Annotated in this window: 21 protein-coding genes, 1 tRNA gene and 1 riboswitch; of the genes, 4 read left to right on the top strand and 18 right to left on the bottom strand. The window is 61.2% G+C overall.

Features of this window, described 5'->3' with window-relative positions; all coding sequences use genetic code 11:
• Positions 1 to 333: 333 nt before the first annotated feature.
• From ACODS1_RS10785 to ACODS1_RS10710, 16 genes are all read right to left on the bottom strand, one after another.
• Positions 334 to 999 carry a DsbA family protein gene (locus ACODS1_RS10785; RefSeq protein ID WP_489085646.1) on the bottom strand — a complete coding sequence of 222 codons (666 nt, stop codon included), beginning with the start codon at positions 997 to 999 and terminating at the stop codon, positions 334 to 336.
• Between the two features lie 98 nt (positions 1,000 to 1,097).
• Entirely contained in the window at positions 1,098 to 2,231 is a 1,134-nt protein-coding gene (locus ACODS1_RS10780; protein WP_489085645.1) for a mechanosensitive ion channel family protein, read from the bottom strand.
• 262 nt (positions 2,232 to 2,493) lie between these two features.
• A complete protein-coding gene (locus ACODS1_RS10775; RefSeq protein WP_489085644.1) occupies positions 2,494 to 2,706 on the bottom strand; it encodes a KTSC domain-containing protein in 213 nt (70 codons plus the stop codon).
• 8 nt (positions 2,707 to 2,714) lie between these two features.
• Entirely contained in the window at positions 2,715 to 4,481 is a 1,767-nt protein-coding gene (locus ACODS1_RS10770; RefSeq protein ID WP_489085643.1) for an ATP-binding protein, read from the bottom strand.
• The gene (locus ACODS1_RS10765; RefSeq protein ID WP_489085642.1) at positions 4,474 to 5,703 is read right to left on the bottom strand and encodes an SIR2 family protein; all 1,230 of its coding nucleotides are present in this window, start codon (positions 5,701 to 5,703) and stop codon (positions 4,474 to 4,476) included. Before ACODS1_RS10765 ends, ACODS1_RS10770 begins: the two co-directional genes overlap by 8 nt.
• A gap of 231 nt (positions 5,704 to 5,934) precedes the next feature.
• Positions 5,935 to 6,008 (bottom strand) — tRNA-Gly (locus tag ACODS1_RS10760).
• A 73-nt stretch (positions 6,009 to 6,081) separates the two neighbouring features.
• On the bottom strand, positions 6,082 to 6,969 hold the full coding sequence (locus ACODS1_RS10755) for an alpha/beta fold hydrolase (RefSeq protein WP_489085641.1): 888 nt from the start codon (positions 6,967 to 6,969) through the stop codon (positions 6,082 to 6,084).
• A gap of 382 nt (positions 6,970 to 7,351) precedes the next feature.
• Entirely contained in the window at positions 7,352 to 8,044 is a 693-nt protein-coding gene (locus ACODS1_RS10750; protein ID WP_489085640.1) for a pseudouridine synthase, read from the bottom strand.
• A 3-nt stretch (positions 8,045 to 8,047) separates the two neighbouring features.
• Positions 8,048 to 8,248 (bottom strand): cysteine-rich CWC family protein, encoded by a 201-nt coding sequence (locus ACODS1_RS10745; RefSeq protein ID WP_489085639.1) that lies wholly within the window; start codon positions 8,246 to 8,248, stop codon positions 8,048 to 8,050.
• Positions 8,248 to 9,714 carry a sensor domain-containing diguanylate cyclase gene (locus tag ACODS1_RS10740; RefSeq protein ID WP_489085638.1) on the bottom strand — a complete coding sequence of 489 codons (1,467 nt, stop codon included), beginning with the start codon at positions 9,712 to 9,714 and terminating at the stop codon, positions 8,248 to 8,250. Before ACODS1_RS10740 ends, ACODS1_RS10745 begins: the two co-directional genes overlap by 1 nt.
• Before the next feature lie 356 nt (positions 9,715 to 10,070).
• Positions 10,071 to 13,754, bottom strand: coding sequence for an urea carboxylase (uca, locus tag ACODS1_RS10735; protein WP_489085637.1), 3,684 nt, complete (start codon positions 13,752 to 13,754; stop codon positions 10,071 to 10,073).
• 220 nt (positions 13,755 to 13,974) lie between these two features.
• Positions 13,975 to 14,610 (bottom strand): urea amidolyase associated protein UAAP2, encoded by a 636-nt coding sequence (locus ACODS1_RS10730; protein ID WP_489085636.1) that lies wholly within the window; start codon positions 14,608 to 14,610, stop codon positions 13,975 to 13,977.
• A gap of 11 nt (positions 14,611 to 14,621) precedes the next feature.
• A complete protein-coding gene (locus ACODS1_RS10725; RefSeq protein WP_489085635.1) occupies positions 14,622 to 15,350 on the bottom strand; it encodes an urea amidolyase associated protein UAAP1 in 729 nt (242 codons plus the stop codon).
• A 2-nt stretch (positions 15,351 to 15,352) separates the two neighbouring features.
• Positions 15,353 to 16,180, bottom strand: a complete 828-nt coding sequence (locus tag ACODS1_RS10720) for an ABC transporter ATP-binding protein (protein ID WP_489085634.1) — start codon at positions 16,178 to 16,180, stop codon at positions 15,353 to 15,355.
• On the bottom strand, positions 16,177 to 16,992 hold the full coding sequence (locus tag ACODS1_RS10715; protein WP_489085633.1) for an ABC transporter permease: 816 nt from the start codon (positions 16,990 to 16,992) through the stop codon (positions 16,177 to 16,179). Before ACODS1_RS10715 ends, ACODS1_RS10720 begins: the two co-directional genes overlap by 4 nt.
• 62 nt (positions 16,993 to 17,054) lie before the next feature.
• Positions 17,055 to 18,125 carry a putative urea ABC transporter substrate-binding protein gene (locus tag ACODS1_RS10710; protein WP_489085632.1) on the bottom strand — a complete coding sequence of 357 codons (1,071 nt, stop codon included), beginning with the start codon at positions 18,123 to 18,125 and terminating at the stop codon, positions 17,055 to 17,057.
• A 65-nt stretch (positions 18,126 to 18,190) separates the two neighbouring features.
• Positions 18,191 to 18,293, bottom strand: a riboswitch (guanidine-I (ykkC/yxkD leader).
• A gap of 296 nt (positions 18,294 to 18,589) precedes the next feature.
• Between ACODS1_RS10710 and ACODS1_RS10705 the strand changes: the two genes are divergently transcribed.
• From ACODS1_RS10705 to lapD, 4 genes are all read left to right on the top strand, one after another.
• The gene (locus ACODS1_RS10705) at positions 18,590 to 19,003 is read left to right on the top strand and encodes a hypothetical protein (protein ID WP_489085631.1); all 414 of its coding nucleotides are present in this window, start codon (positions 18,590 to 18,592) and stop codon (positions 19,001 to 19,003) included.
• A gap of 80 nt (positions 19,004 to 19,083) precedes the next feature.
• Positions 19,084 to 19,329, top strand: coding sequence for a DUF1145 domain-containing protein (locus ACODS1_RS10700; RefSeq protein WP_489085630.1), 246 nt, complete (start codon positions 19,084 to 19,086; stop codon positions 19,327 to 19,329).
• A 193-nt stretch (positions 19,330 to 19,522) separates the two neighbouring features.
• Positions 19,523 to 20,161, top strand: coding sequence for a cysteine protease LapG (gene lapG / locus ACODS1_RS10695; RefSeq protein WP_322978518.1), 639 nt, complete (start codon positions 19,523 to 19,525; stop codon positions 20,159 to 20,161).
• A gap of 8 nt (positions 20,162 to 20,169) precedes the next feature.
• A complete protein-coding gene (lapD, locus tag ACODS1_RS10690; protein ID WP_489085629.1) occupies positions 20,170 to 22,128 on the top strand; it encodes a cyclic di-GMP receptor LapD in 1,959 nt (652 codons plus the stop codon).
• 15 nt (positions 22,129 to 22,143) lie between these two features.
• Here the strand turns inward: lapD and ACODS1_RS10685 are convergent, their stop codons facing one another.
• Together ACODS1_RS10685 and ACODS1_RS10680 are read right to left on the bottom strand one after the other, a co-directional pair.
• Positions 22,144 to 22,488, bottom strand: a complete 345-nt coding sequence (locus tag ACODS1_RS10685; RefSeq protein WP_322978516.1) for a tryptophan synthase subunit beta — start codon at positions 22,486 to 22,488, stop codon at positions 22,144 to 22,146.
• Between the two features lie 257 nt (positions 22,489 to 22,745).
• Positions 22,746 to 25,855, bottom strand: a 3,110-nt coding sequence (locus tag ACODS1_RS10680; protein ID WP_489085628.1) for a type I secretion C-terminal target domain-containing protein, incomplete at its 5' end; no start/stop codon positions are given.

Genomic DNA, 25,855 nt, shown 5'->3' with positions numbered 1-25,855 from the left:
TCACCATGCCGGGTTCGCGGCCACCTGCCGCAACGGGCCAGCAGTCTGCCAAAGCCGTAAAATATGTCAAACATATACAGCGTTCATGACGTAAAAAAGCGACAGGCGACCTTCAGGCGGAATCGATAAGCACCTGATAAACAAAGCGTTGGCTGGATGTGTCGGTGTAGGGCGTTTTGGATATTTTACGGCTACTGGGCAAGCGTACCGGCTTTGCCGGTTCGCGCGAGCCGCACGGCCACTCTGAGGCCGCGCCTTGCAGGTTCTGCGCGCTGGCCGCTCATGCCGATAGGTCTGGAATGAGCGGCACGTCAGATGGGGTGGACGAGTCCGTCAACCGAGAAGGGCTTGCAGCTGTTCCAGCAGCCGTTGCGGGCCCGTATACAGGTGTTGCCCGGCAATGACCTGAGATACGCCATCGATGATGACCCGCAACTGCGGCACGCCGCCTGACGGCAGCGTCTGCATGGCCTGTTGGGCCAGGGCGACACGACGTGCGGTGGCTTCTGCGAGCGCACGATCATCGTCCAGGCGCGCGGCGAATTCGGCGGCATCCAGGCTGAGACCTGCGCCTTGCGCCACATTCACGGCGATCTGCGCGACGGCTTCGGCGCGGCAGGTGTCCACCCCGTCGACGTAGCGAGCGAGCTGGGCGGCGTGCAACAGGTGGGGCTCCAGGCTTGCGTTCTGTTCAGCCAGCGCCGTCAGTGCCCGCGTCAGTGACGTCGAATCGAAGACCCCATCGGCGGCCAGCAGCACCTGCTCCCTATAAGCCTCGCTGAACCGTTGGCCGGTGAGCGTGGCGATGCGCTGGTCGTTCTGCCAGGCAAAATCAGCCATGCCCGCGATGGGGCGCGGCTGCGTGAAGAGCCCCACGGGCATCATCCGCAATGCCGCGCCATGGCGCTCGGCCAGGCCGGCCAGAGCTGGGGCACTGGCATAGCACCAGCCGCAGAGCGGATCGAAGAAATACTGCAGTTCGAGGTTTTGCATGGTCATGGGCGAAGTCTCCTGCGCGCCCACTCTATCGTTGCGTCATGCGCAGATATACCGCGTGACAGTCGCAGCTTTGTTGCGCAAAGCGCGCGAGTCAGCGGCTAACTGAACCTAGGCAAGCGCTGATCTTCCTCACCCCGCTCGGCCTCCACCTGTTGCGGCAGGCCGGCAACCTTGAGCACTGGCGTTCGCTCGCCCACCAGGCGCAGATCGCGGCGCGGCAGGGCGAAGCGCACGTCCAGCTCGCGCAGGGCGTCGAGCAACTGCAGGTTGATCTCCTGCTGGATATCCATGTACTGGTTGTAGTCCGAGGTCAGCACGATATACACCACCTCGAAGGTCAACTGGCTCTCGTCGAAACCAAGGAAATGCGCGCGGTCGAAGCGCGTCTTGGACGTGGCGCGGATGATCTCGCCGACCTTCTCCGACACCTGGCGCACCTTGGCGCTCGGTGTGTCATAGCTGATGCCGAACTTGAAGACGATGCGCCGGGTGTCCATGCGCTTGTAGTTATGCACGATCTGCCGCAGCAGATCGGCGTTGGCGCACACCACCTGTTCGCCGCTGAGGCTGCGGATGCGCGTGGTCTTCAGGCCGATATGCTCGATGGTGCCGGCCACCTCGCCGAACACCACGAAATCGCCGATCTCGAAGGGCTTGTCGACGCCGATGGACAGCGAGGCAAACACATCGCTGAGCACAGTCTGCACCGCCAGCGCCACGGCGATACCGCCCACACCCAGGCTGGCCACCAGCGCGGTGATATCCACACCGAGGTTGGCCAGGATCGACAGCAGCATCACCGACCACACCATGACCAACACCATGATGCTGATGATGGTGGTCATCACCGGGTTGTAGTTGGCGCCGCTCTTGCCCATCACCAGGCTGCGCGACCACAGGCGTACGCCGCTATCGACCCACAGCGCCACCTGCAAGGCCAGCGCGACGAACCAGGTATGGCTTAGCGCGCTCTGCCAACTGTCGGGCAGATCCGGCAAACGCAACGCCAGCAACAGGGAAAAGGCCAGCAGCAACAGCCGGCTGGTACGGCCGATCACCACCGCGACGAAGTGCTGCCAACTGCCATCCTGATCCTTCGACCAGGCTTTCAGGCGCTTGTGAAGGGTATTCACCAGGGTACGTAGCACGCTGTAGATCAGCGCCGTAGCGACCAGCACGATCGCCACGTTGAGCCAGATATCGCGGTTAAGCCAGATATTCCACTGTTCCATCGCCAGAGGCCTCCAGAAAAGGGCGGATAGTGTTCTGGTGGCGTTGGGGGGCAGAAGTTCCGGGGAAATGGAGAAGGGGTGCTTCAAAATACAGTTGTGAGAAGGCCTTGCATCGACTTGGCTTTCATGTGTTGCTTAGAACAAGCAATTAAGAGGGTAAGCGGGAGCTGCTGAAGTATTGATCGTGGCATATCTCCGATTTTACGTTTTATGTTCTCTTGACGCTGGGACAGCTAGCTCCAGCGATTATAGAGGTATACTTCTACTGTATTCTAGTGTATGAGAAATGGTTTTTGATGTTTGCGCTCAAGTAAGAGCCGTGAGAACTTGCATTCATTAGATCTTGATGTATTTGTTCTGGGACTCCGTAATATTCGTAAATGCTTCCATTCAAGAATTCCACTTCAAGAATTTCCGAGTCAGAGTTGTAACCAATTGATGCTATATTGCTGGAGCCTACAGGTATGCGTTCCATTGTGTTACCTATTTATTTGATTGGGTTCGCCAGCTTTTGATTAGTTTTGCATAATCTTCTTTTGTCTTTGGGTTTCTCCATTGTTTTGTGACTTCCGGATCTTTGCTCGTGGGATATTTGTCTTCGGATAGTAGGTTGAATCTGCACCGCGTAGGAAGTTTTGCTGCCTCACCAACAATTATAGCTTCACCGGTTCGAAGTATCGGTAGTGATTCTACTATTCCTGCTAGTCCCTCAGAGAAGGAGGATTTTACTATGGCGCGATCTGAAGCGTTGTTTATTCTTAGGGATATAATCGTTCCGCACTGCGACAGGATTGTGTCATCAATTTCTGATGGTCGTTGACTAACAAGCATGGCGCCAACACCAAATTTTCTACCCTCTTTTGCAATTCTTTGGATCATGCTTTTGGCAAGTCCATTTTCAGACTTTGATAAGTATCTATGTGCTTCTTCGAGAACTAGCAATAAAGGCCGCTTACGCATTCCGCTTTCTTGATGTCTACCCCATATTGCGATTTCAAAGAGGATGTCCAGGATGGTTCCTAAAAGCAGGCTTAATGTAGTTGATGGCATTCCTGATAAATCTAGTATGGTTATAGGTTTGTCATGTCCTAGCCATTCAGATATCAGCTCGTCAATATCTTTTTTAATGATTCCATCTTTATCTGGGTTCCAGTCGCCGGGCTCAAGCATGAAAGAGAATTGAGCGTCTGTTAGTCTAGACTTCATTAGATCCAATGGTCTTTTCATTACTCCTTGTCCACCTTTTTTAGGTAGAGCCTGTCCGGCGCCGGGAGGAATAAATTTAGGTGCTACGAGATTTTCAAAACTTCCTTTGCCATTATGGGCATAGGCTGGTGTACTCATTGCGGCATCCTGCCAGGTAACCGTGTCATCGAAAAATAAGTCGTACCATATTTTTTTAATTCTATACGGCAGTGGGGTTGCGCTAGTTATTTTCTCGGGATCTATGTCGTTTAGGTTATTGGCATTTATCGCGTGACTTTTTTCCTCTATTGTTTTGTCTAGGAATAATGATTTGTGGCTTTCGCTCATTGTGCCGCATAAGAAATCGATGAGATTATTAGGTGAAAGGCACCAGTAAGGTATTTCAAGTTTATTCTTTGATTCTGGTAGAATTGAAAAGACTTTTGCTATATCTCCTAAAGCGGACTCGTACTCTCCGTGTATGTCGATTAATAATATTCTTGCGCTTGGTAGTGTTGCGTTTTTTTCGTCAGTAGCTATGGCTCTTAAAATACTGGCTGTGCTAGTGGATTTTCCAGAGCCGGTTGATCCTAATATAGCTGAGTGTCTTGTGACGAGCTTGTCTAGATCTAAGCTGACATCTATGCCGTCGGAGCTAGAAAGCGTACCAACTTTGACATGGCCCTCAGTAGGGTCACCAAAAACTTTAATTAAATCTTTGTCTGTTACAATATGTACTTCATTTCCGATGCTAGGGTATTCGCTTATGCCTCTTTCAAAGTTTCCAGCAATTATCTCGCCTACAAGCTCAATCTTTACCAGCCGCCTATCTGGCCGAATTGATTGACTTTCCTCTAGTTGAGAGGACTCACTTGAGCCTGCGATTACACCGTAAAGATTGTTGTAGCCAATGGGGATTTTTACAAAGCTACCGACTTGGCCTACTCTGTAATTTCTCCCGCCTATAATTACTATTCCAGAATCGACGGAGTTTGCTACCTCTACGACTGCTGATGAACCAGATACAGAGCTTATCGTTCCCAATAGCGTAGGCTGGTTAAGCATTTTTTGGCTCCTCAATGAGTGCCTCTTTAGTATTGGATGTAGCGTTATTTGTTTCTTCAAGGTCCTGTGGGGGGGGTAAGTCTCCGGAGAAGTCTCCTCCCGCTGTTGCAAGAAATCGAGCTAAGGCGGAGAAGTCTCCTAGTGTAAATTTGTCATTTTGATAGTATTCTTTCCTAATATGTTCCCAGCCTTTGCTTGGTATTGCACCTAGCTTCCATTTGGCTTTGACGCCGTTTATTATTGCGCCGTCGTTGCAGTATGCACTTATGCTCGGGCATTTTAATGCTAGCTCTGTTATGAACTTCTCTGTTTCTAGGTCTTGAAATTGAAAGGCTAATAGAGCGGCTGATGGGTTCGCTTGGAGACTTTCTAGTAATTTTGATGAGATGTGGGCGTCTGCAAATGAAAAGCCAGTAGATATTAGAACTGTATCGGGCTCTAGCAAAAAATTCTTAAGCCGCTCGAATAGTGAGGAAAAAGGTGCAGCCTGTGTTTGGTCATATTTTATATGGGACGGATATACCATGCTTGCTTTGGGTGAGTTGGGTATGCGCACAATTTCACTTCTTTCATTTTGTTCCCAACCAATAGATCCATGAAGTTTCCATAGTCGCACCCATCTAGATGGTAAGTCATTTCTTGAAATGCTTGATGGATCAAAAAAAGCCTCCCGAGCTCCGCTAAAACCATCAAAATATGGTGTTTTAGACCTCTCAAGAGCTTGCTCCATCAAGAGGTCATAATTAGTTGTGAAAATCTCTATGCCGTACTTTCGGTTAACTCCATTTATCCATGCAACTAACTCTGAGTAAGGCGTTGCGCCTGTTGGTAATTCCTTGCTTACTGCGTCGCGTATTAGGTTGCAAATCTTTTCTGATAGTGAGACAAAATCATCTGAATTATAGTTGTGTATTTTTGAAGAGCCTATAACCTCAGAAATAGCTCTGATTTTTGATAGAACCTTCTCTAGGTTAGGTTTTTCTGTGCTTGTCTCAAGAATGTTATAGACTTCTAGATCCTTAGCGCTAAGTCCATTTTTTACGGTTTTAGTTAGACCGTCTAGGTTCGGAATTAGTGATTCCCATTGGGCGCTATCTTTTGCTACGTTTATTCCTACGGGAGCTCCGGCGCCGATAAGTATCCCTATTTTTTTCTTGCCATTACTGGCGAGTTGTCGAAAACCGAACATATATTGGTCTGGGTTGTGAGTTGATCTGCTCATTGAAATTCCTATAAATGGTTTAATTTATATCTGTGATTTTTATTTATTTTTACTAAAGGTAATTGGAATCTCGGACAGCGAGAGCCTGAGACAGATGTATTGTCTGTCTAGCGTGTTTTTCAGATGATTGCAATAAGCCATCCTTCTGACCATGACCCTTGCGGTCAAGCCCTTCAAACGCCAGAAACGAAAAAGCCCCGTCAGTGATGACGGGGCTTTTTCTTGGCTGTCTGGAGCGGGTGATGGGAATCGAACCCACGGCTCTAGCTTGGGAAGCTAGGGTATTACCATTATACGACACCCGCAGCGGGTGCCTTTATACCGGAAGCGGCGGCGGAAATGAAGCGCAAAGCGCATTCGCTTTGCGCTCGGTGCCCTTCACACCGCCATCGCCTGCAGTTCGCGCAGGTCGCCTTTGGCTGGCAGTTGTAGGCGCTTGCTGGGGGCGTTGAAGAAGTCCAGCAGTACGCGTTGGCTCTGCAGCCAGGCGGCCTTGTGTTCCATGTCGAGGAAATGGCCGGCGTCGTCGATCACGGCGAACTGGGCGTGGTCGATGTGCTGGGCGAACAGGCAGGCGTCTTCCACCGAGGTGTATTCGTCGCGGTCGCCGTTGACGAACAGCAGCGGGATGTCGATGGCCTTGAGGCACTCCATGCTGCAGTGCGCTTCCATGCTCAGCACTTGTTTGATGTGGGCGTACATCTGCCGGTATTCGTGTTCGTCCAGGGTGCTGACGTGCTTATGGTTGAAGCGCTTGAACAGTGACGGCAGGTGTTTGCCGATGGTGCTGTTGACCAGCAGGGCGATGTTGTCGCGATCCACGGCGTTCAAAAAGCGCAGGCCCTTGTGCAGGTAGTCGAGCATCGGCACGTTGAGGATTGGCGAGAAGGAGCAGATCGCTGCCTTTTCCAGGGTCGCCGGGCGTTGGGCCAGGGCGAGCATCGAGGCGACGCCGCCCCAGGAGAAGGACATCAGGTAGTTGGCGCCGTAGTGGTCGATCAGGTGCAGCAGGATCGCCGCTTCGTCTTCCTTGGTGATGGGGGTGAAGTCCGTGTTGTGTGGCTTCGACTGGCCGGCGTAGGGCAGGTCGAAGGCCACCACGTTGAACTGCGGTTGCAGGTATTTGACCGTTTGCGTGAACGAGGCGGTGGTCGCCAGAGAGCCGTTGACCAGAATGATGGTCTTGCTTGCTGCCGGGTTGCCGTAGAACTCCGTGTGGACTTTGTGCTTCCTGTTGATCTCGACGACTGCGGTTTCTGGCCTCATGTCGTTTCCTCCTGGCGCAAGTAGGTCAAGGCGAGCGGGCGACCGTTCGCGTTGGTTTTAGCAGTTAGAAAAGCGCCTGAGCGTGACAGCGTGATGTCAGGCTGGAGATTTTTATAAGTCTAGGAATTTCAAACAGTTAGGATCGAAACAGGCGAGCACTCCAAGCGTTTTCAGGGCCGGGAGAGGGCGGTGTTACCAGGCAGGAATCCAGTCGGTGCAGAGCACCAGCAACCGAAGAACGTTTTCGTTCGTCTCGCTGTGACCAATCGGTCACGCAAAGACTTGTGATTCGATTCAAGCAGCTAGCTTGCAGCCACGCAAGGCCAAGTCACATCTTTATGGACGATTGTGCCGACCGTTGGTCGGGTAGCCGGAAAGGTCGTCAGACGCTGACGATTTCCGCAGCTGTCAGGGCGCGGTACTGGCCGGGGGCGAGTTGTGGATCGAGGACGATTTCGCCCATGCTTTCGCGATGCAGGGCGACGACGCGGTTGCGGAAGTGGCCGAACATGCGCTTGACCTGATGGTAGCGGCCCTCGAACAGGGTCAGGCGGGCGTGGTGGCTGTCGAGCACCTCAAGCTGGGCGGGCAGGGTGGTCAGATCCTCGAAGGCGAAGTACAGGCCACGGGCGAAGACCTCGGCGTATTCGGCGGTGATCGGCTGCTCGGTGGTGACGTGGTAGACCTTGGGCTTGCGCTGCTGCGGCTGGGTGATGCGCCGCGACCAGCGCCCGTCGTTGGTGATCAGCAGCAGGCCGCTGGTGTTCAGGTCGAGGCGCCCGGCCAGGTGCAGGTCGTGCTTGTTCGGCTCGTCGAGCAGGTCGAGCACGGTGCGGTGTTCGTCGTGCTCGGTGGCGCTGACCACGCCGACCGGTTTGTGCAGCATCCAGTAGCGCGCGCTGCGCCCGGCCTGCAGCAGTTCGTCGTCCAGCTCCACGCGCTGGATGTCGCGGATCTCATGGCGTGGGTCGCGGACGATCTCGCCATCCACGCGCAGACGGCCGGCGCTGATCAGCAGGCGGCTGTCCTGGCGGCTGAAGCGCGGGAAGTTGCTGAGAAAGCGATCCAGGCGCATGGCTCAGTCGCGCTCATCACGTTTGGCGACGGCGCCGGCGCAGGCCGGGCACAGGCAGGCCTGGTCGCGTTGTTCGGGCGTCAGGCGCTCCAGCGCGGCCGGGTCGATCTTGGCTTCGAAGCACCAGCAGGGTTCGTCGCGGCGGCCGGCGGCGACGCTGCACTGGTTGAGCTTGCCGCACAGCGGACAGCGTTCGTTATCCATCACTGCTCTTCACAGACGCGGTCGCGCCCGGCCTGCTTGGCGCGGTACAGCGCGCGGTCGGTGCGGCCGAGCAGAGCATGCAGGCTCTCGCCGCTTTGCCACTGACTGAGGCCGAGGCTGACGGTGACCTGCAGCGCCGCATCGTCTACGGCGTAGCGCTGGTCGGCGCAGTGCTGGCGGAGTTTTTCGGCCAGTTCATGGGCGGCCTGGCGGTCTGTGTTCTTCAGCAGCAAGATGAATTCCTCGCCACCCCAGCGGCAGAGGATGTCGGACTGGCGCAGTGCGCCGCGCAACTGCTCGGCGAAGCGGCGCAGCACCTCGTCGCCGGCCAGGTGGCCGTGCTGGTCGTTGATCAGCTTGAAGTTGTCCAGATCCAGCAGCACGGCGCACAGCGGGCTGCTGTCGCGCTGCGCTTCCTGCAGGGCCTGCTCGGCGAGGATGTCGAAGCCACGACGGTTGGGCAGCTCGGTAAGGGCATCGGTGGTGGCCAGGGCGGCGATACGGCGCTGATAACGCCGAATCACCAGGCTGACCAGGGTGAGGACGATAACGGTGACCAGCAGGCACAGCAGCAGGTTGATGTAGAGCCCCTGGCGGACGCCGGCCAGGGCCTTGTCATGCTTGTCGACGAACAGGTACCACTCCAGCTCGGGGATGTAGCGCACGTTGAGGAAATGCTCGTGGCCCTGTTCCTGGTATTCGAACTGGCCGCTCTGTGGCGTCGGTAGTTTCTCCATCAGGTTGTCCAGGCCGGGGATGTCGACCAACTGGTCGCCGACCTTGGCGCCCAGCGGCCCGCCCTGGGCGCCAGTGAGGGTGATGCGCCCGGTGGTGTCGACGAAATAGACGCTGCGCTCGTAGCGCTGCTGGTATTCGTCGATCAGCTTGACCACGGCATCGACCGCCAGACCGACGCCGGTGGCGCCGATGAAGTTGCCGTCGTAGTCGAGCACCTTGTAGTTGATGAAGATGGTCAGGCGGTCGGCGTTGGCCATGTCGACGTCGACGTTGACCTCGTAGGGCTCCGGCAGCATGCGCACGCGGTAATACCAGACGTCGCGCGGTTCGCTTGGTTTGACCTTCTTCAGCACGCCCTTGGACTGGTAGTAGGTGCTGCTCTTGTCGGAGACGAAGAAGCTGGTGAAGGCGCCGTAGTGCTCCTGCACTTCGCGCAGGTAGCGGGTCATCTGCTCGGCGTCCTGCTCGCCGGCCAGCACCCAGTCACGCAGAAAGGTGTCACGGGCCATCATCGAGGAGATGAGGGTGGGGCGCACCAGGTCTTTCTGGATTTCCGAGTAGACGGTGTCGGAGGTCAGCGGCAGCTCGGTGTTGATGATGTGGTCGCGGATCGAGTCGCGCGAGGCGTAGTAGCTGAGCAGTGACGTGGTGAGGAAACCACTGCCGAGCAGCAACAGGAGCACTAACACCAGCGAGATTTGCGTGTGCCGTTTGGGGCGCAGGGACATGGGTGAATCCGGGAGCGGGTTGATGGCGTGATGCTAGCCCGTTGGGCGGGGAAAGCGCCAGTTGTGATCACAATTGGTGTTGTTTTATCGGACTGAGCGTTGCCCGGTTGCATCCGGGTTATGGGGCTGTAGGAGCGGATTTATCCGCGATTGGGGGGGCGGTGAGGCGTGAAGCGGTCGCGGCTAAAGCCCCTCCCACAGGGGGGATTGGGGCTTTGGTGAGATCGCGGCTGAAGCCGCTCCTACGGGGGCGCTGTTGGGTTGTGGCTGAAGCAGAATGCTGCCCAGCCGCTGGTGAAGCGCTCCACTCCCGGCGTCTGCGGGGCGTTGTGGGAGGCGCTTCAGCGGCGAGCTTTTCAGGCTTCTTCCAGCACCACCACACGCTGCCCGGCACGCACGGGCGAGCCTGGCTGTACGCGTACTTCGCGCACGGTGCCGGCCATTGGAGCGGTGAGCGGAATCTCCATCTTCATCGATTCGAGGATCACCAGCACATCACCTGCCTGCACTTGCGCGCCGGCCTCCACCTGCACCTGCCACAGGTTGCCGGCGACATGGCTTTCGATGGCATGTTGGCCGGCTGCCAGTGGTGCATCCTCACCCTGCTCGGGCGTGGCTTCCTCGACCTCGAAGTGCGCCTGGCCGCTGTCGATCCAGCGTTGGCGTTCGGCGTCGAAGGCGGCGCGCTGTTGTTGGCGGAAGGCGGCGATGCCTTCGGCTTCGGCGTCGAGGAACTGCTGGTAGTCAGCCAGGGCCAGTTCGCTCTGTTCGATGCGCAGCGGGTAGCGACCCAGCGGGAAGTCGCGGCGGATGCGCAGCAGTTCGTCGGCGCTGACCGGATAGAAGCGGATCTGGTCGAAGAAGCGCAGCAGCCAGGGCTTGCCGTCGAAGGCCTCGACCGCGCGGTAGCGGTTCCACATCTGCAGGGTACGGCCGACGAACTGGTAGCCGCCGGGGCCTTCCATGCCGTACACGCACATGTAGGCGCCGCCGATGCCGACGGAGTTTTCCGCTGTCCAGGTACGTGCCGGGTTGTACTTGGTGGTGACCAGGCGGTGGCGCGGGTCGAGCGGCGTGGCCACCGGCGCGCCGAGGTAGACATCGCCCAGGCCCATCACCAGGTAGCTGGCGTCGAACACCGTGCGGTAGACCTCGTCGAGGTTCGGCAGGTCATTGATGCGGCGGATGAACTCCAGGTTGCTCGGGCACCAGGGCGCGTCCTTGCGCACGGTGGTCATGTACTTGTCGATGGCCAACTGGCAGGCCGGGTCGTCCCAGGACAGCGGCAGGTGGACGATACGGGACGGCACTTTCAAATCGCGTGCGGCGCAGACAGCGTCCCACTCGCCGGCGACGATATCCAGCAGCTTCTGCAGGACCAGGGTTTCCGGTTGGTAGTGCACCTGCAGCGAGCGGATACCGGGGGTGAGGTCGATCACGTCGTCCAGTTGCTTGGCCTCCAGCGCCTGCATCAACGCATGACCACGGAAGCGCAGCACCAGGTCGAGTTCGGGTTGGCCGATTTCCAACAGCAGGTGGGTGTCGCCGGACAGGCGCGCGACCAGGCGGGTGTCGGCTTCGCCGATGTCGAGGACGATGGGGGAAGCCAACACCGAACGGCTCCCTCTCCCATTTATGGGAGAGGGTTGGGGAGAGGGGCTTTGGGCGTTTTCAAGAACCCTCTCCCCCGGCCCCTCTCCCGCAAGCGGGAGAGGGGAGACAAGCGCGAGTTTGCTGACCTCTGTGTCGCGTGCCTTGGCCAACTCCCGCGCCGTGGCGATATCCACCGGCACGAAGCGCACCTTGTCGCCGGCCTTGAGCTGGCCGAGCTGCCACAGGTCGGCCTCGATGATGGTCACCAGGCAGACGAAGCCGCCGAGGCTGGGGCCGTCCGGGCCGAGGATCACCGGCATGTCGCCCGTAAAGTCCACCGCGCCGATGGCGTAGGGGTTGTCGTGGATGTTGGACGGGTGCAGGCCGGCTTCGCCGCCGCTGTCGCGCACCCATTCCGGTTTCGGGCCGATCAGGCGCACGCCGGTACGGCTGGAGTTGAAGTGCACTTCCCAGTCGGTGGCGAGGAAGCGGTCGACATAGCCGGGTGTGAAGTATTCCGGCGCGCCGTGCGGGCCGTAGATCACCCGCAGTTCGCGCACGGCCGGTAGGGCGGGGCAAAGCTCGGCGGGCAGTTGCGCACCGCTGCTGGTATCGGCGAGTGGCAGCAGGTGCAGCACGTCGCCGGCACGCAGGGCGCGACCGCCGTGGCCGCCGAACTGGCCGAGGGTGAAAGTGCTCTTGCTGCCCAGATAATCCGGCACCTGAATGCCGCCGCGAATGCTCAGGTAGCTGCGCGCGCCGCTGCCCGCGATGGTGCCGAGCGTCAGGGCGCTGCCGGCTTTGATCAGCAGCGCGGTGTTCATGGGGTGTGCCGCGCCATCTAGGCTGACGGGAATCTCGGCACCGGTCACCGCGACCACGGCATCGGTGTTGAAGCGCAGTGTCGGGCCGCTCATGGTGATTTCCAGGCCGGCGGCGCCTTCTTCATTGCCCAACAGGCGGTTGCCCAGGCGCAGGGCGCGGCTGTCCATCGGCCCGGACGGCGGCACGCCGACGGCCCAGTAGCCGAGGCGGCCGGGGAAGTCCTGCACGCTGGTCTGGGTGCCTGCGCTGAGCACTTCGAAGGTGGTTGCCTGGTAGAGCAGATTTTCCAGGCAGCGCGTCCAGGGCGAGCCGCTGGCGAAGGGCGCGTCACTGAGGATCTGGCGCAGATAGTCGCGGTTGCATTCCACGCCATACAGCACGGAATCGCCAAGGGCTTTGTCCAGTGCTTTGGACGCTTCATCGCGGCTGGGCGCCCAGGTGATCAGCTTGGCGATCATCGGGTCGAAGTAGGGCGGAATCTCGCAGCCGGCTTCGACCCAGGTGTCGATGCGCAGCGCCTTGCCGTCGGCTTCGGGAAATTGCACGGCGGTGAGCAGGCCGGGGCTGGGCTGGAAGTCACGGCCCGGATCTTCAGCGTACAGCCGTGCCTGGATGGCATGGCCGCTGGGTTGCAGGCCTTTGGCGAGCTCGCTGAGCGGCGGCAGATCGCCGGCAGCCAGCTCGATCATCCAGCGCACCAGGTCGACGCCCCACACTTGTTCGGTGACGCCGTGTTCGACCTGCAGGCGGGTGTTCACTTCCAGAAAATAGAAGCGCTCGGCCTCGCTGTCGTAGACGAATTCGACGGTGCCGGCGCTGCGGTAATTCACCGCTTTGGCCAGCTTGATCGCCGCCGCGCAGAGCTCGTCGGCCATGCCGGCGGGCAGATTGGGTGCAGGGGTCTCCTCCAGCACTTTCTGGTTGCGCCGCTGCACCGAGCAATCGCGCACGCCGAGGGCGAGCACTTCGCCCTGGCCGTCGCCGAACACCTGCACTTCCAGGTGACGGGCACGCTGGATGTACTTCTCGATGAAGACGCCGCTGTCGCTGAAGTTGTTCTGCCCCAGGCGTTTGACCGCCTCGAAGGCGTCGCTCAGTTCCTCTGCCGAACGGCACACGCGCATGCCGATGCCGCCGCCGCCAGCGGTGCTTTTCAGCATCACCGGGTAGCCGACCTGCTCGCCGGCTACCAGCGCGGCATCGAGGTTTTCCAAAAGCTCGGTGCCTTCGAGCATGGGCACGCCATGTTGCTTGGCCAGGGCGCGGGCGGTGTGTTTGAGGCCGAATACGCGCAGTTGCTCCGGCGTCGGGCCGACGAAGGCGATACCGGCGGCTTCGCAGGCTTCGGCAAACGCCGCGTTTTCCGAGAGAAAACCGTAGCCCGGGTGGATAGCTTTTGCGCCAGTCTGTTTGGCGACGGCGAGGATCTTGTCGACTACCAGGTAGGTCTGTGCGGCTGGGCCGTCGCCGAGGGAGAAGGCTTCGTCGGCCTGTTGGATATGCAGGCTGGCGGCGTCGGCTTCGGAGTACACGGCCACGCCGCCGACGTTCAGCGAGCGTAGGGTGCGCAGGATGCGGCAGGCGATGGCGCCACGGTTGGCGATCAAAAGTTTGTCGAACATCAGGGTGACCCTCGAAGGGCGTGGCGGGCCGTCCCGCCGTCATTCGTCGTGCGCCACGGTCGTCCGTGGCGAAAAATCCGCTGATACGTGCCGCGCGTGTTGGCGGGACGATTTTGTAGGGCGGGTGAAACCCGCCGGGCCTTGGCGGGTTGCACCCGCCCTACGTCGGTTCTGTGCCAGCGCTTTGGCTGGGGTTTTGGCGGGTTGCACCCGCCCTACGTCAGTTCCACACCAGCACTTCGGCGGGCGTCGGGTTCCAGCCGTTGCAGGGGTTGTTCAGTTGCGGGCAGTTGGAGATCAGCACGATCACATCGGTCTCGGCCTTCAGCTCCACGTATTTGCCGGGTGCGGAGATGCCGTCCTCGAAGGTCAGGCCGCCCTCCGGCGTTACGGGAACGTTCATGAAGAAGTTGATGTTGGCGCCGATGTCGCGCTTGCTCAGGCGGCCGTCGTGCAGGCTGGCGCGCAGGAAGTTGTCGCGGCAGCTGTGCATATAGCGCTTATCGAGTGCATATCTGACGGTGTTGCTCTCCTGCGCGCAGGCGCCGCCGAGGGTGTCGTGGCGGCCACAGGTGTCGGCCACGATGGTCAGCAGTGGCTTGCCGAGATTGGAGTAGAGCACCGTGCCGGTGGTCAGGTAGACCTTGTTCTGCTTGCGCAGGGTGCGCTGTGGGTCGAAGCGCTCGCGCGGGTTGTTCGCGGCGAAGAACAGGGTGTCGATGGCCTGGTTGCCTTCGAGGTCGTGCAGGCGCAGGGTTTGCCCGGCCTTGACCTCGAACAGGTAGGGTTCGCCCGCCGGGATGGTGTGGCGGAACACGGCGGTTTCGGCAGGCAGGGTGCTGGCGGTCAGGGTCATTTCGGCAGCCCTCAGATGTACTGGCGTTCGGTGTTGTGGAAGGCGCGGCCGTTCTCCGGGCGCGAGGTGCGGCAGAGCACGGTGATGCCGTCGCTGTCGACCTTGCTCCAGCGAAGGTGCACCGGCTTGGGCGCGTACTGCGGGTTCGGATCCATCGGGTGCTGCAGGGCGGTGAGCACCACCAGGGTGTCCATCGGCGCGTACAGCTCGATGTAGTCGCCGGCCTTGCTGTTGTTAGGCTGGAAGTGGAAGGCGCCCTCAGCGTCGACGTCCACGCGGCTGAACAGGTTGAGGTTCATCAGCAGATCAAGCAGGTTGAGATCCCACTTGCCCATTTCCACCAGCAGGTTGTCCATGCCGTTGCGGAAGAAGCCGTTGCGCAGTTCCTGGTAGCGGCCCTGGCCGTACTTCTCCAGCGTTTCTTCTGCGTTGAGCACGCCGCCGAAGCTGTCGTGCCAGCCGCAGGTGTCGGCGGTGATGGCCGCCAGCACCTTACCCATGTCCGAGTACAGGCAGTGGCCGGCGGTGAGCTTGGCGGTGTGCTGGCCCTTGAGGGTGTCGGGCAGGTTCAGGCGCTCGCTTTTCTCGGCGGCGTTGAACAGCAGCAGGCTGACGTTGGCGCCGCCTTCGAGATCGGTGATGCGCAGTTGTTGGCCGCGCTTGAGGATGAAGGAGGTGTGGCCGCCACCGGGGACGGTTTCTTCGTACAGGGTCGGACGCAGGGCGAGAGAGGCAGTCATGCTCAGGCTCCTTGGTGAGTGGGTTGCAGGCTGCCGAGCAGGTGTTCGGGCAGCAGGTCGGCCGCGGCGCGTTGGTTGCGGCGGCTTGCGTTGAGGGGGATGTCGTAGGTCACCCGTGCGCCATAGGCGCCCGGGGCATGCGGGTCGTGGCGCAGCTTGTCGAAGACCATCAGCCGCGTGCCAAGGCTGAAGCCCTCGGACAAGTCGTGGGTGACCATGAACACGGTCAGCCCGGTCTCGTGCCACAGCTCCAGCAGCAGGGCGTGCATGTCCTTGCGGATGCCGGGGTCGAGCGCGCCGAAGGGCTCGTCCAGCAGCAGCACGCGCGGCTTCATGATCAGCGCCTGAGCGATGGCCAGACGTTGCTGCATGCCACCGGAGAGGGCGCTGGGGTATTTGTCCAGGGCGTGACCGAGACCGACCTTGGTCAACATCTCGGCTGCACGTTCGCGGGCTTCGCGCTTGGCGCCGCCGAACAGGCGGCCGAGCAGCCGTGATTGGCGCAGCTCCAGACCGAGGGCGACGTTGTCCAGCACGCTCAGGTGCGGGAACACCGAGTAGCGCTGGAACACCACGCCCCGGCTGGGATCGGGCTCGGCCACCAGCGGCTCGCCACTGAGCAGGATCTGCCCACGGCTGGGGCGCTCCTGGCCAAGCAGCAGGCGCAGGAAGGTGGACTTGCCGCAACCGGAGGCGCCGACCAGGGTGCAGAACTCGCCTTCGGCGATGCTCAGATCGAGGCGTTCCAGAACAGTCTGGTCACCGTAGGTCTGCCAAACATTCTTCACTTCGATGAAAGCGCCTACTGCGCTGCTTTTTTTATCGTTCATGCCTTGGCCCCCTCATACCAGGGGAAGCACAGGCGGGTGAGCTGGCGCAGGCCCAGATCCATGGCCCAGGCCAGCAGGGTGATCCACGCCACGTAGGGCAGGATCACGTCCATGGCCATGTAGCGGCGTACGAGGAAGATGCGATAGCCCAGGCCGTCGGTGCTGGCGATGGCTTCGGCGGCGATCAGGAACAGCCAGGCAGAACCGAGCACCAGGCGCAGGGAGATGAGCAGGCGTGGCAGCAGTTGCGGCAGCACCAGGCGCAGGATCAGCGTCCAGGTGCTGGCGCCGAGGGTCTGCGCCTTGATCAGCAACTCGCCCGGAATTTCCCGTGCGCGCTGTTCGAGGTCGCGCGCCAGCATCGGCGTGACGCCGATGACGATCAGCATGACCTTGGACAGCTCGCCCAGGCCGAAGACGATGAACAGGATCGGCAGGATGGCCAGCGGCGGAATCATCGACAGCACGGTGAGCAGCGGCGACAGCGGCGCGCCGAACAGAGGCAGGCTGCCAGCGGCGATACCCAGGGTCAGGCCGGCCAGCGCGGCAATACCCAGGCCGAGGCCGAGGCGTTTGAGGCTGGAGGCGCTGTCGGCCCAGAATAGGTACTGGCCGGTACGCTTGTCCTCGGTAAACGCCAGGCGGTCGATGGCATCGGCCATCTGCCCGGCGCTGGGCAGCAGCTTGTCATTGGGGTTTTCCGCCAGGCGCGTGGCCGAGCTGCTGAAGTACACCAGCAGCACCAGCGCGAAGGGCAGGAGGATCAGCAGCAGACGGCTGCCGCGATCCGGGTGTCGATTGATCAGGCGCATGGGATCTCTCGGTTGGCTTGGGGCCTGAACCCGTTCCCGCAGGGGAACGGGCGGGAGAGGCGTCAGAGCTTGCCGTCGGCGGCCATCTGCATGTAGCTCGGGTCGAAGCGCAGCTTGACGTTGCCCTTGTCGCCGGTGACCACGCCGCCGGCGAAGCTCATGCCGATGGCGTCGCTGCTCTGCGCGCCTTCACCGAGCAAGCCGTGGGCGAAGGAGAACTCGGCCACCTTGGTCATCGTCGCCGGCAGTTGCGCGCTGGTGGCGAAGGTCACGGCGTCCTGGGCGGCATAGAACATCTTGGTCGCGGCCAGTTGCGCCTCGTAGCCGGCCAGGTCGGTGCTGGAGGCCTTGGCCATGTGCTCGCGGGCGGCCTTGCCCTCGGCCGAGTCGCTGCCCATGGTGGCCATGATTTCGTACCAGGCGCCGGTCAGGGCCTTGCCCAGGGCGGGGTTGTCCTTGAGCGTTTCGCTGTTGACCACCATCAGGTCGATGATTTCGCCGGGGATCTGGCTGGAGTTGAACACCTTGGTCACGCCCGGCGTGGCTTCGATCTCAGCCAGCAGCGGGTTCCAGGTGGCGACGGCCTGCACGCCAGGCGTGGCGAAGGCGGCGACCATGTCGGCGTCGGAGGTATTCACCACCTTGAGGTCGCGCTCGCTCAGGCCGGCGCTTTCCAGGCCACGGGCCAGCAGGTAGTGCGAGACCGACAGCTCGACCAGGTTGACGTCCATGCCCTTGAGGTCTGCCAGGGTCTTGCCTTCGCCCTTGACCACGACGCCGTCGTTGCCATTGGAGAAGTCGCCGACGATCAGTGCGGTGCTGTCCACGCCACCGGCGGCGGGAATGGTCAGGGCGTCCATGTTGGTCATGGTGCAGCCGTCGAACTGGCCGACGCTGTACTGGTTGATCGACTCGACGTAGTCGTTGATCTGCACCACGTCGATGTTGATGCCGTACTTCTTCGCCCACTTGTCGACGATGCCCTGGGCCGCGCCGTATTCCCACGGCATCCAGCCGGCGTAGATGGTCCAGCACACGCTGAAGTCGGTTTTCGGGGCGGCCTGGGCGGACAGACTGAGTGCGGCGCCGAGACCGGCGGCAGCGAGAACGGAGAGCAGACGGGACTTACGCATGGAGAACCTCCAGTTCGAGAAAGGGGCGGGCAGGAGTTCGCGGCGGTTCCCCGATACAGGGGCGCGTCTCCCGGGCTTTTGTCCCGCCGTGTAACCTCGAAGGAGGTCGCCAACTCTCGGACCAGTCACTCGCTTTTCTGGCGAGCCGGAACCCTAGTCGGCTATTTGCAAATTGTGGTGCCGCGTACCCGGCGTACCGGGGTATTTCCTGCACGCAGTAGCTCAAGCGAACATCGTGCCAGGTATTCAACCCCTGGTTCTGCCTGGGCTGCAGCGGGCGCGGGTGGCTGGTGTGCGCCGTGTTGGTGCGGGCGCGAGAGGATGTGCTGCCTGCTGGGGCGCGCCGTGAAAATCACAGCACCTGCCGCCGCACCTAAAGGTCTTGCCGCTGTCTGATGGAACAGGGATCGACTCCCTATTGCCGGCATGCGCCGGCTATGTCTCGCGGTCGAAAGGAGGCCGCCATGCTCAAGAAGATGCTGTTCCTGCTGTTCTTCTCGTTATCAGGGTGCGCGGTTTATGGCGGGGGCTATGAGAGCCCCGGTTATGGCCGTTATGAACACCGCTACAACGATGGCTATCGCGGCTATTACGCCTCGCCGCCGATTTACGTGCCGGGCTATTACTACGAGGAACGCCGCTACGACTACCGGCAGGATCGTCGCTACCTGCCCCCGCCACCGCGTTACGTTCAGCCGCCGCGCTACCACGACGCGCAACCGCCGCGCTGGCAGCCGCGCAATGAGCATTACCGAGACAGCCGCCGCTACGAGCAGCGCGGCGGTGGTATTTCCCGGGGTGGCTGGGAGCGCAGTGATCGCCGTTACTCGCAGGGGCGCGATCAGCAACCGCGCGGCTTGGGCGAACACCGTCGCTAGCCGATCACCCATCCAAAGAGCGGCGGCATGAGCCGCCGCTTCTCGGCACACTCCAGGCTTCACTGCACTGGAGGCCAACGATGAAGCTGCTGTCTTTCGCCAAGGGTGCCCTGGCCATGTTCTGGCTGGTGGCGCTGCTCAATCTCTTCTATCCCTTCGCAGCGCCACTGGGCGGCTGGGTCAACTGGGCCGCCTTGCTGATACTGCTGGCGCACGTCGGCGAGTTACTGCTGTTTCGCTCGCGCCTGAGCGCGTTTCCCGGGCTGTGGTGGCAACGCCTGCAAGTGCTGCTGTTCGGCGTGTTGCACCTGCGCAGCCTGCGCTGAAGCCATCCCCGCCTGGCTCCGGCTGGCGCGCCGGATAACGGCGAAGTGCCATTGTCTTTTTCCGGGCCAGCCCGCACCATTCCTGCCTTGTTCCAGGGGCGGGTGGCCCCGAGACGGATGGATGATGTTCCGAGGTGGCATAGGCACAGGTCGAGCAGGGTGGCGGCGGCGCAAATCGCGCCTGGCCGCGCCATTGCTGCTGATCGCGTTGGCCGGTGCCCTACAGGCGGACTGGGATTTCAACCTGATCAGCCAGCGTGCCGAAAAGCTCTACGGCCCGTTGGGTGCCGGCAAGGCACGCATCGACGACTGGCAGGCGCTGCTGGAGCGACTGCCGACGCTCGACGAGCCGGCGCAGCTGGAGGCGGTCAACCGCTTCTTCAATGCCAGCCTCCGCTTCCGTGACGACATCGAAATCTGGCACCAGAACGATTACTGGGCGACGCCGGTCGAGGCATTGCGCATTGGCGCGGGCGACTGCGAAGACTTCGCCATCGCCAAGTACTTCACCCTGCGTGAAGCCGGTGTCGCCAGTGAAAAACTGCGGATCACCTACGTCAAGGCACTGCGCCTGAACCAGGCGCACATGGTGCTGACCTATTACGCCACCCCCGAAGCCATGCCGCTGGTGCTGGACAATCTGATCAACGTCATCCGGCCCGCCAGCGAGCGTTCGGATCTGTTGCCGGTGTATGCCTTCAATGCCGAAGGCATGTGGCTGGCGGGCAAGGGCGGTGGCAAGCAGGTGGGAGATGCCAAGCGCCTGTCGCGCTGGCAGGAACTGATGAAAAAGATGACGGCCGAGGGATTCCCGGCGGAGTCGGGTCGATAGGAGTCGAGATGTCGCTGTTCAAACAATTGCTGATTGCCATCTGCCTGTTCCTCGTGGTCGCTTTCACCGGCAGCTTCATGGTCGGTCTGGAAAGCTCCCGCGAGCAGTACGTCAACCAGTTGCGCTCGCACGCGCAGGATGCCGCGACCGCGCTCGGCCTGTCGCTGACGCCGCACGTGGACGACCCGGCGATGATGGAGCTGATGGTCAGCTCGATCTTCGACAGCGGCTACTTCCAAAGCATCCGGGTGATCGACATCGCCAGCGGCAATATCCTGGTCGAGCGCACTGGCGTACCGGATGCCGCCGGCACCGAAGTGCCGCAATGGTTCGTCGACCTGATCGGTCTGAACGCCGAGGCCGGTGACGCCATCGTCAGTCGCGGCTGGGAGCAGGCGGCGCGGGTGGAGGTGCGCAGCCATCCGCTGTTCGCCATCGCCCGACTCTGGCGCAGCGCGCTGGGTAGCCTGGGCTGGTTGTTGCTGTGTGGCCTGCTCAGCGCCGGCGTCGGTGCCTTCGTGCTGCGCCGCCAGCTCAAACCACTGGACTACATGGTCGAGCAATCCCATGCCATTGCCCGCCGCGAATTTCTCAGCCTGCCCATGCTGCCGCGCACCCCGGAGCTGCGCCGGGTGGTGCAGGCGATGAACCTGATGGTGGAGAAGCTCAAGGCGCTGTTTCAGGAACAGGCCGAGCGTAGCGAACGCCTGCGCGACGAGGCCTACAAGGACGCCCTGACCGGGCTGGCCAACCGTCGCCACTTCGAGATGCAACTGCAGACGCGCCTGGGTGCCGAGGATCAGGCCAATGCCGGCTACCTGCTGCTGGTGCGCGTGCATGACCTGGGTGGGCTCAACCAGCGCCTCGGTGGTCAGCGTACCGACCAGTTGCTGCAGGCCGTCAGCGAGCTGCTCGCCCGCGAGGCGCTGCCGCTGGGCTCAGGCCACCTGCTGGCGCGTTGCCGGGGCGGCGACTTCGCACTGCTGGCGCCGGGGCTGATGAGCGAGGAGGCCGAGCAACTGGCGATACGGCTGGAAGTGGCGTTGGGCAATCTGGTCAGCATTGGTGCCACTGATTGTGCGCCAGTGGCGCATATCGGCCTGGCGCCGTTCCAGCCGGGCGATGATTGCCATGACCTGCTGCGCCTGTCCGACGAGGCGCTGGCCAAGGCCGAAGCCTCGGGCGAGCAGACCTGGGCACTGGTGTCGCGCAAGCAGAGCCACAGCGTCGGTGACGAACGCCATGCCTGGCACCAGTTGCTCGACACCGCCCTGAGTCGGCGCCAGGTGGAGCTGTATTTCCAGCCGGTGGTCAGCGCTCGGGCGCCTGAGCAGGTGCTGCATTACAAGGTGCTCTCGCGTCTGCGCGACGAAGCCGGCGAGACGATTCCGGCCGGGCGCTTCCTGCCGTGGCTGCAGCGCTTCGGCTGGTCATCGCGGCTGGATCTGCTGATGCTGGAAAAGGTGCTGCAACAACTGACCCAGCACCAGCAGACGCTGGCGCTGAACCTCTCCGGCGCGCTATTGCGCGAGCCCAAGGCGCTGGAGGCGGCGTTCGAGTTGTTGCGCCGGCATGCTGCGCTCGGGCCGCGCCTGATCCTCGAGCTGGAGGAGGATCAACTGCCGGATCCGCTCGCTCTGGAACAACTGACCCGGCGCCTGCGCGAGCTGGGCTTCAGCCTCAGCCTGCAGCACTTCGGTGGGCGCTTCAGCATGATCGGCAACCTGGCGCGTCTGGGCCTGGCTTACCTGAAGGTGGATGGCAGCTACATCCGCGCCATCGATATGGAGGCGGACAAACGCCTGTTCATCGATGCCATGCAGCGTGCAGCGAACAGCATCGATCTGCCGCTGATCGCCGAGCGCGTGGAAACCGAAGGGGAGTTGCAGGTGCTGGCCGAGATGGGCTTCAAGGGTGTGCAGGGGCAACGCGTTGGCGCGCCCATGCCGTGGCCGACTGCGGACTGAATCTGAGAGCGCCGGCTAGATCAGGCCGGTGCTGGTTTCTTCTTCACCGATCAGGCGTGACAGGCCGCCCAGAGCCTCGCGCGCCTGGTTACGGCTGAGCAGCTTGGATTGCGCGGCAGGCGGCAGGTCGGTGATACGGATGACGCCCTTGGCGATCAGCGCACCGATCAGGTCTTCCAGCACCCGGATCATTTCCTGGTCGCTTTGGCGCAGTTGCAGCAGGCTCGATTCGACCGCCTGATTGGCGTACCAGGCGAGCACGTCAGGCGCGTCGGCCGGAAGCTGGCCGGTATGACCGGCGAACGCGGCCGCTTCGACGCGCACCAGGCGGCCCTGGTCGTCGTGTTGTACGTAGAGCATGGATACCCCCGATGGGATGTGCGCCGGACGCACATCTATACGCGCAGCCGGAGCCCTCGACAAGAAGGATGCACTTCACCCACCGCGCCTATAGGACACCTCTAAAAACTACCTGCGTTGCCACCGCTGCGTTAAAAACAGGCTCAAAATGCTCATTTACAGCTCGTAAACTCCGCTTTTTCGCCTGTTTTTGCCTTGCGTTGGCTGCCTCGCCTACGTTTTTAGAAGTGCCCTCACGCGGTGGGTGAGTGCGATCATCAGCTGTGCTCGGTCTTCACCAGCGGATCGGCACCGGCCACCAGCGAGTTGACGATCTGCGCGGAGGTGGAGCCGTACTGAGTCAGATCCACGCCTTCGAGCTTGATGGTCACGTCGGCGCCGTTGGCGACATTGCCGGTGGTGCTGACCTGCAGGGTGTTGGTGGTGGTGTCGACCTTGAGGTAGTCGAGCAGGTTGTTGGCGTTAGCCGCATCGGGCAGCAGGTCGCTGAGGTCGATGCGGTCACCGTCGCTGGCCTTGAAGTCCGTGATCACGTCGTTGCCGAGATCGCCAGCCTTCCAGACGAAGGTATCGGCGCCTGCACCACCAGTCAGGGTGTCGTTGCCCACACCACCGATCAGCAGATCGTTGCCGTCACCACCATTGAGCAGGTCATGGCCGGCGTTGCCGTAAAGCACGTCGTGGCCGTTGCCGCCATTGAGGATATCGGAGTACTTGCTGCCATTGATCAGGTCGCTGGCTTCGCTGCCGTTGGTGGTCTGGATGGTGTGTACCGCCCAGCCGGTATCGGTCTGCACCAGCTCCTGGCCACTGCTCAGGGTCGCGGCCTGGAACAACTTGTAGTCTCCTGCGCCGAGGGTCTGGTAGGTGGAGTCGCTGCTGCCGCTGAGCTTCAACTCGACCTTCAGCGCGGCGTGGCCGCCCTGATCCCAGTACAGCAGTTCGAGTGCCTGCAGGCCGCCCGCCAGGTTGACGCCCTTGAAGGTGTCGGTGGTGGTGGACTGGATCTTGTCAACGTTGGCCACATCCTGACCACCGATCAGCAGGCGATAACCGTCGTCTGCGGTGATGCGGATGTCATAGGTGCCGGCAGCGACCGAGAGGAAGCCGTGGGCACGAATGATGGCATCCGTGGTATCGCCCAGGCCGGCGCCGCCAGCCTTGAGGTCGGAGACATTGTTGACGCTGGCCGCCGTGAGGAAGTCGTACAGGTTGTTCTGGTTGTCGGTGGAGCTGCCGATGGTCCTGCCATTTCTCACGGTGCGGTTGTCACCCAGATCGTCGCTGAACACCGTGGTGCCGTTCTTCAGGCCGAAATCGATCTGATTGGCGATGAAGCTGGCATTGAGCGAGCCATTGGCCGCGTTGGCGTTGGAGCCGACCAGGTTGCTGTTGTTGCCGCTGCGACCCTCGATGTAGTTCTCCACCTGACTCAGGCTGCTGAGGTTCGGGTTGCGGCTGTCCTCCTGATAGCCCCAGTACTCGCTGGTCAGGCCGCTGCCGAGAGTGGTCACACCTGCGGTTTCGCTCGCGGTGATGGTGTTGGTAGTGTAGCTGCCATGCTCCACGCCGCCATCGATGATCTTCAGTGTCAGGTGCTGGCTGCTGGAACTGGCGGTGCTGCCGTTGGGCTCGACCGATACGGATTTGACGTCCAGACCGATCTCGCCACGCACTGCACCATTGACCTCCAGCTTGGCCGTGGCCAACTGGGCCGCTGTCAGCGAAACCACGCCATCGACTGCGCTCAGGGTATTGCCGCCGACCACGATCTTGGCACCTGTGGGCAGGTTGGAGAGGTTGTAGCGCAGGCTTTCCGAGCCGTCGGTGTCGGTCAGCGCGCCGCTGATGTAGTTGCTCAGGGCGATGCTGGTCTTGCCGCTGACGCCGCCATCGCCGGCCACCACGCCCTGGGACGAGGAGAGGCTGATGTTGTCGATCAGCGCGCCGCGGCCAGCATCGTTGGTCGAAGTGCCCGCTAGCTTGATGGTCAGGGCCTCGGTACTGCCGGTGCCGACGAAGCTGAAATGGATGTTCTCCCAGTTCAGGCTGGTCTGGCTGCTGGTGGAACCGTATTCACCGACCAGGGTATTGCCCAGGTAGACCGCGATCTTGGTGTAGCTGGTGTCGAAGCCCAGGCGGCCTGCGTAGTCCATCGACAGCTCGTAGACCTTGCCGACTTCGGTGGCGACGTTGCGGGTGATGCCCAGGGTCTGAGCCATCGTGCCAGCGGAGTCGTTCAGCTCCAGAGCATCGTTGTTGCCGCTGCCCTGCATCTTGATGGTGATCTCGGTGCCGGCCTGGTTCTCCATCCGGTCGTTGTGGCCCCAGACCTCGAAGACATTGCTGCCGCCGGTGAGCTTGTCACCGGTGGTGACCAGCGTCCAGTTCTCGAAGGTCGAACCGCTGATCAACTCGGAGGTGTAGTTGCTGTCAGGCGCGCTTTCCCAGGTAGTGGTGAACAGCGTGCTGGTGGCAGCGGACTTCACGGTCAGAGTCGGTACATCGGCTACCGGCGCGATGTCGATGTTCATGGTGCTGCTGGCGGTGCTCAGGCTGCCGTCGCTACCGCTGTACTTGAACGTGGCGTAGGTAGCCTGGTTCAAGCCGACGCCGTTGCCGCCGAAGCTGTCGTGACCAGACTCGTTGCTGTCCGGGACAAAGCGCAGGCCGCCGGCATCGATCACCGACTTGCTGACCGTGGCGTTGGCGCTGACATCGACCCAGCTGTTGCCGGACTTGATCTGCAGCTTGCCTTCGCCGGGCAGGCTTTCGATCTTGATCGACAGGCTGCTGTTGGCGTCGACGTCACTGACCTTGAAGTCGCTCCAGGCGAACGTGTAGTTGCTGTCTTCGGCACCGGTAACGCTGGCGCCGGAGACCACCACAGGGGCCTCGTTGACGTTGGTCACGGCAATCGAATAGGTCTCCGCGCGGGTGCTGCCATCGGAACTGGTGGCCAGTACGGTGATGCTGTGGCTGGTGGCAGTTTCGAAGTCCAGCTTGCTGCCGTCGGCGACGGTGACCACACCGGTGGTGGCATTGATGGCGAAGCGGCCGCCGGCGTCGTTGGTCAGCGCGTAGCTGACCGTGGTGCCGGCGTCACCGTCGACCCCGCGTGCAGTGATGCCCACGGCGGTGCCGTTGGCGGCGTTCTCCGCGACGCTGTTGGTGGTTGCATCGACATCGCTGAGGGTCACGCCGAACTCGTTGAGATTACCGAGCTGGACGGTGAACACCTGGGTATTGCTGCTGCCGTCGGAGCTGGTGGCCTTGACGGTGATGTTGTGGCTGGTAGCCGTCTCGTAGTCGAGCTTGCTGCCGTCGGCGACGGTGACCACACCGGTGGTGGCATTGATGGCGAAGC

The sequence above is a fragment of the Pseudomonas sp. FG29 genome, from assembly GCF_057809355.1.
This window is presented reverse-complemented; position numbering and strand designations above follow the sequence as displayed.

Bases quoted from the DNA above. Each gene is read 5' to 3' on its own strand.
- ACODS1_RS10785 (WP_489085646.1), bottom strand. From the start codon at position 999: ATGACCATGCAAAACCTCGAACTGCAGTATTTCTTCGATCCGCTCTGC.
- ACODS1_RS10780 (WP_489085645.1), bottom strand. From the start codon at position 2,231: ATGGAACAGTGGAATATCTGGCTTAACCGCGATATCTGGCTCAACGTG.
- ACODS1_RS10775 (WP_489085644.1), bottom strand. From the start codon at position 2,706: ATGGAACGCATACCTGTAGGCTCCAGCAATATAGCATCAATTGGTTAC.
- ACODS1_RS10770 (WP_489085643.1), bottom strand. From the start codon at position 4,481: ATGCTTAACCAGCCTACGCTATTGGGAACGATAAGCTCTGTATCTGGT.
- ACODS1_RS10765 (WP_489085642.1), bottom strand. From the start codon at position 5,703: ATGAGCAGATCAACTCACAACCCAGACCAATATATGTTCGGTTTTCGA.
- ACODS1_RS10755 (WP_489085641.1), bottom strand. From the start codon at position 6,969: ATGAGGCCAGAAACCGCAGTCGTCGAGATCAACAGGAAGCACAAAGTC.
- ACODS1_RS10750 (WP_489085640.1), bottom strand. From the start codon at position 8,044: ATGCGCCTGGATCGCTTTCTCAGCAACTTCCCGCGCTTCAGCCGCCAG.
- ACODS1_RS10745 (WP_489085639.1), bottom strand. From the start codon at position 8,248: ATGGATAACGAACGCTGTCCGCTGTGCGGCAAGCTCAACCAGTGCAGC.
- ACODS1_RS10740 (WP_489085638.1), bottom strand. From the start codon at position 9,714: ATGTCCCTGCGCCCCAAACGGCACACGCAAATCTCGCTGGTGTTAGTG.
- uca (WP_489085637.1), bottom strand. From the start codon at position 13,754: ATGTTCGACAAACTTTTGATCGCCAACCGTGGCGCCATCGCCTGCCGC.
- ACODS1_RS10730 (WP_489085636.1), bottom strand. From the start codon at position 14,610: ATGACCCTGACCGCCAGCACCCTGCCTGCCGAAACCGCCGTGTTCCGC.
- ACODS1_RS10725 (WP_489085635.1), bottom strand. From the start codon at position 15,350: ATGACTGCCTCTCTCGCCCTGCGTCCGACCCTGTACGAAGAAACCGTC.
- ACODS1_RS10720 (WP_489085634.1), bottom strand. From the start codon at position 16,180: ATGAACGATAAAAAAAGCAGCGCAGTAGGCGCTTTCATCGAAGTGAAG.
- ACODS1_RS10715 (WP_489085633.1), bottom strand. From the start codon at position 16,992: ATGCGCCTGATCAATCGACACCCGGATCGCGGCAGCCGTCTGCTGCTG.
- ACODS1_RS10710 (WP_489085632.1), bottom strand. From the start codon at position 18,125: ATGCGTAAGTCCCGTCTGCTCTCCGTTCTCGCTGCCGCCGGTCTCGGC.
- ACODS1_RS10705 (WP_489085631.1), top strand. From the start codon at position 18,590: ATGCTCAAGAAGATGCTGTTCCTGCTGTTCTTCTCGTTATCAGGGTGC.
- ACODS1_RS10700 (WP_489085630.1), top strand. From the start codon at position 19,084: ATGAAGCTGCTGTCTTTCGCCAAGGGTGCCCTGGCCATGTTCTGGCTG.
- lapD (WP_489085629.1), top strand. From the start codon at position 20,170: ATGTCGCTGTTCAAACAATTGCTGATTGCCATCTGCCTGTTCCTCGTG.
- ACODS1_RS10685 (WP_322978516.1), bottom strand. From the start codon at position 22,488: ATGCTCTACGTACAACACGACGACCAGGGCCGCCTGGTGCGCGTCGAA.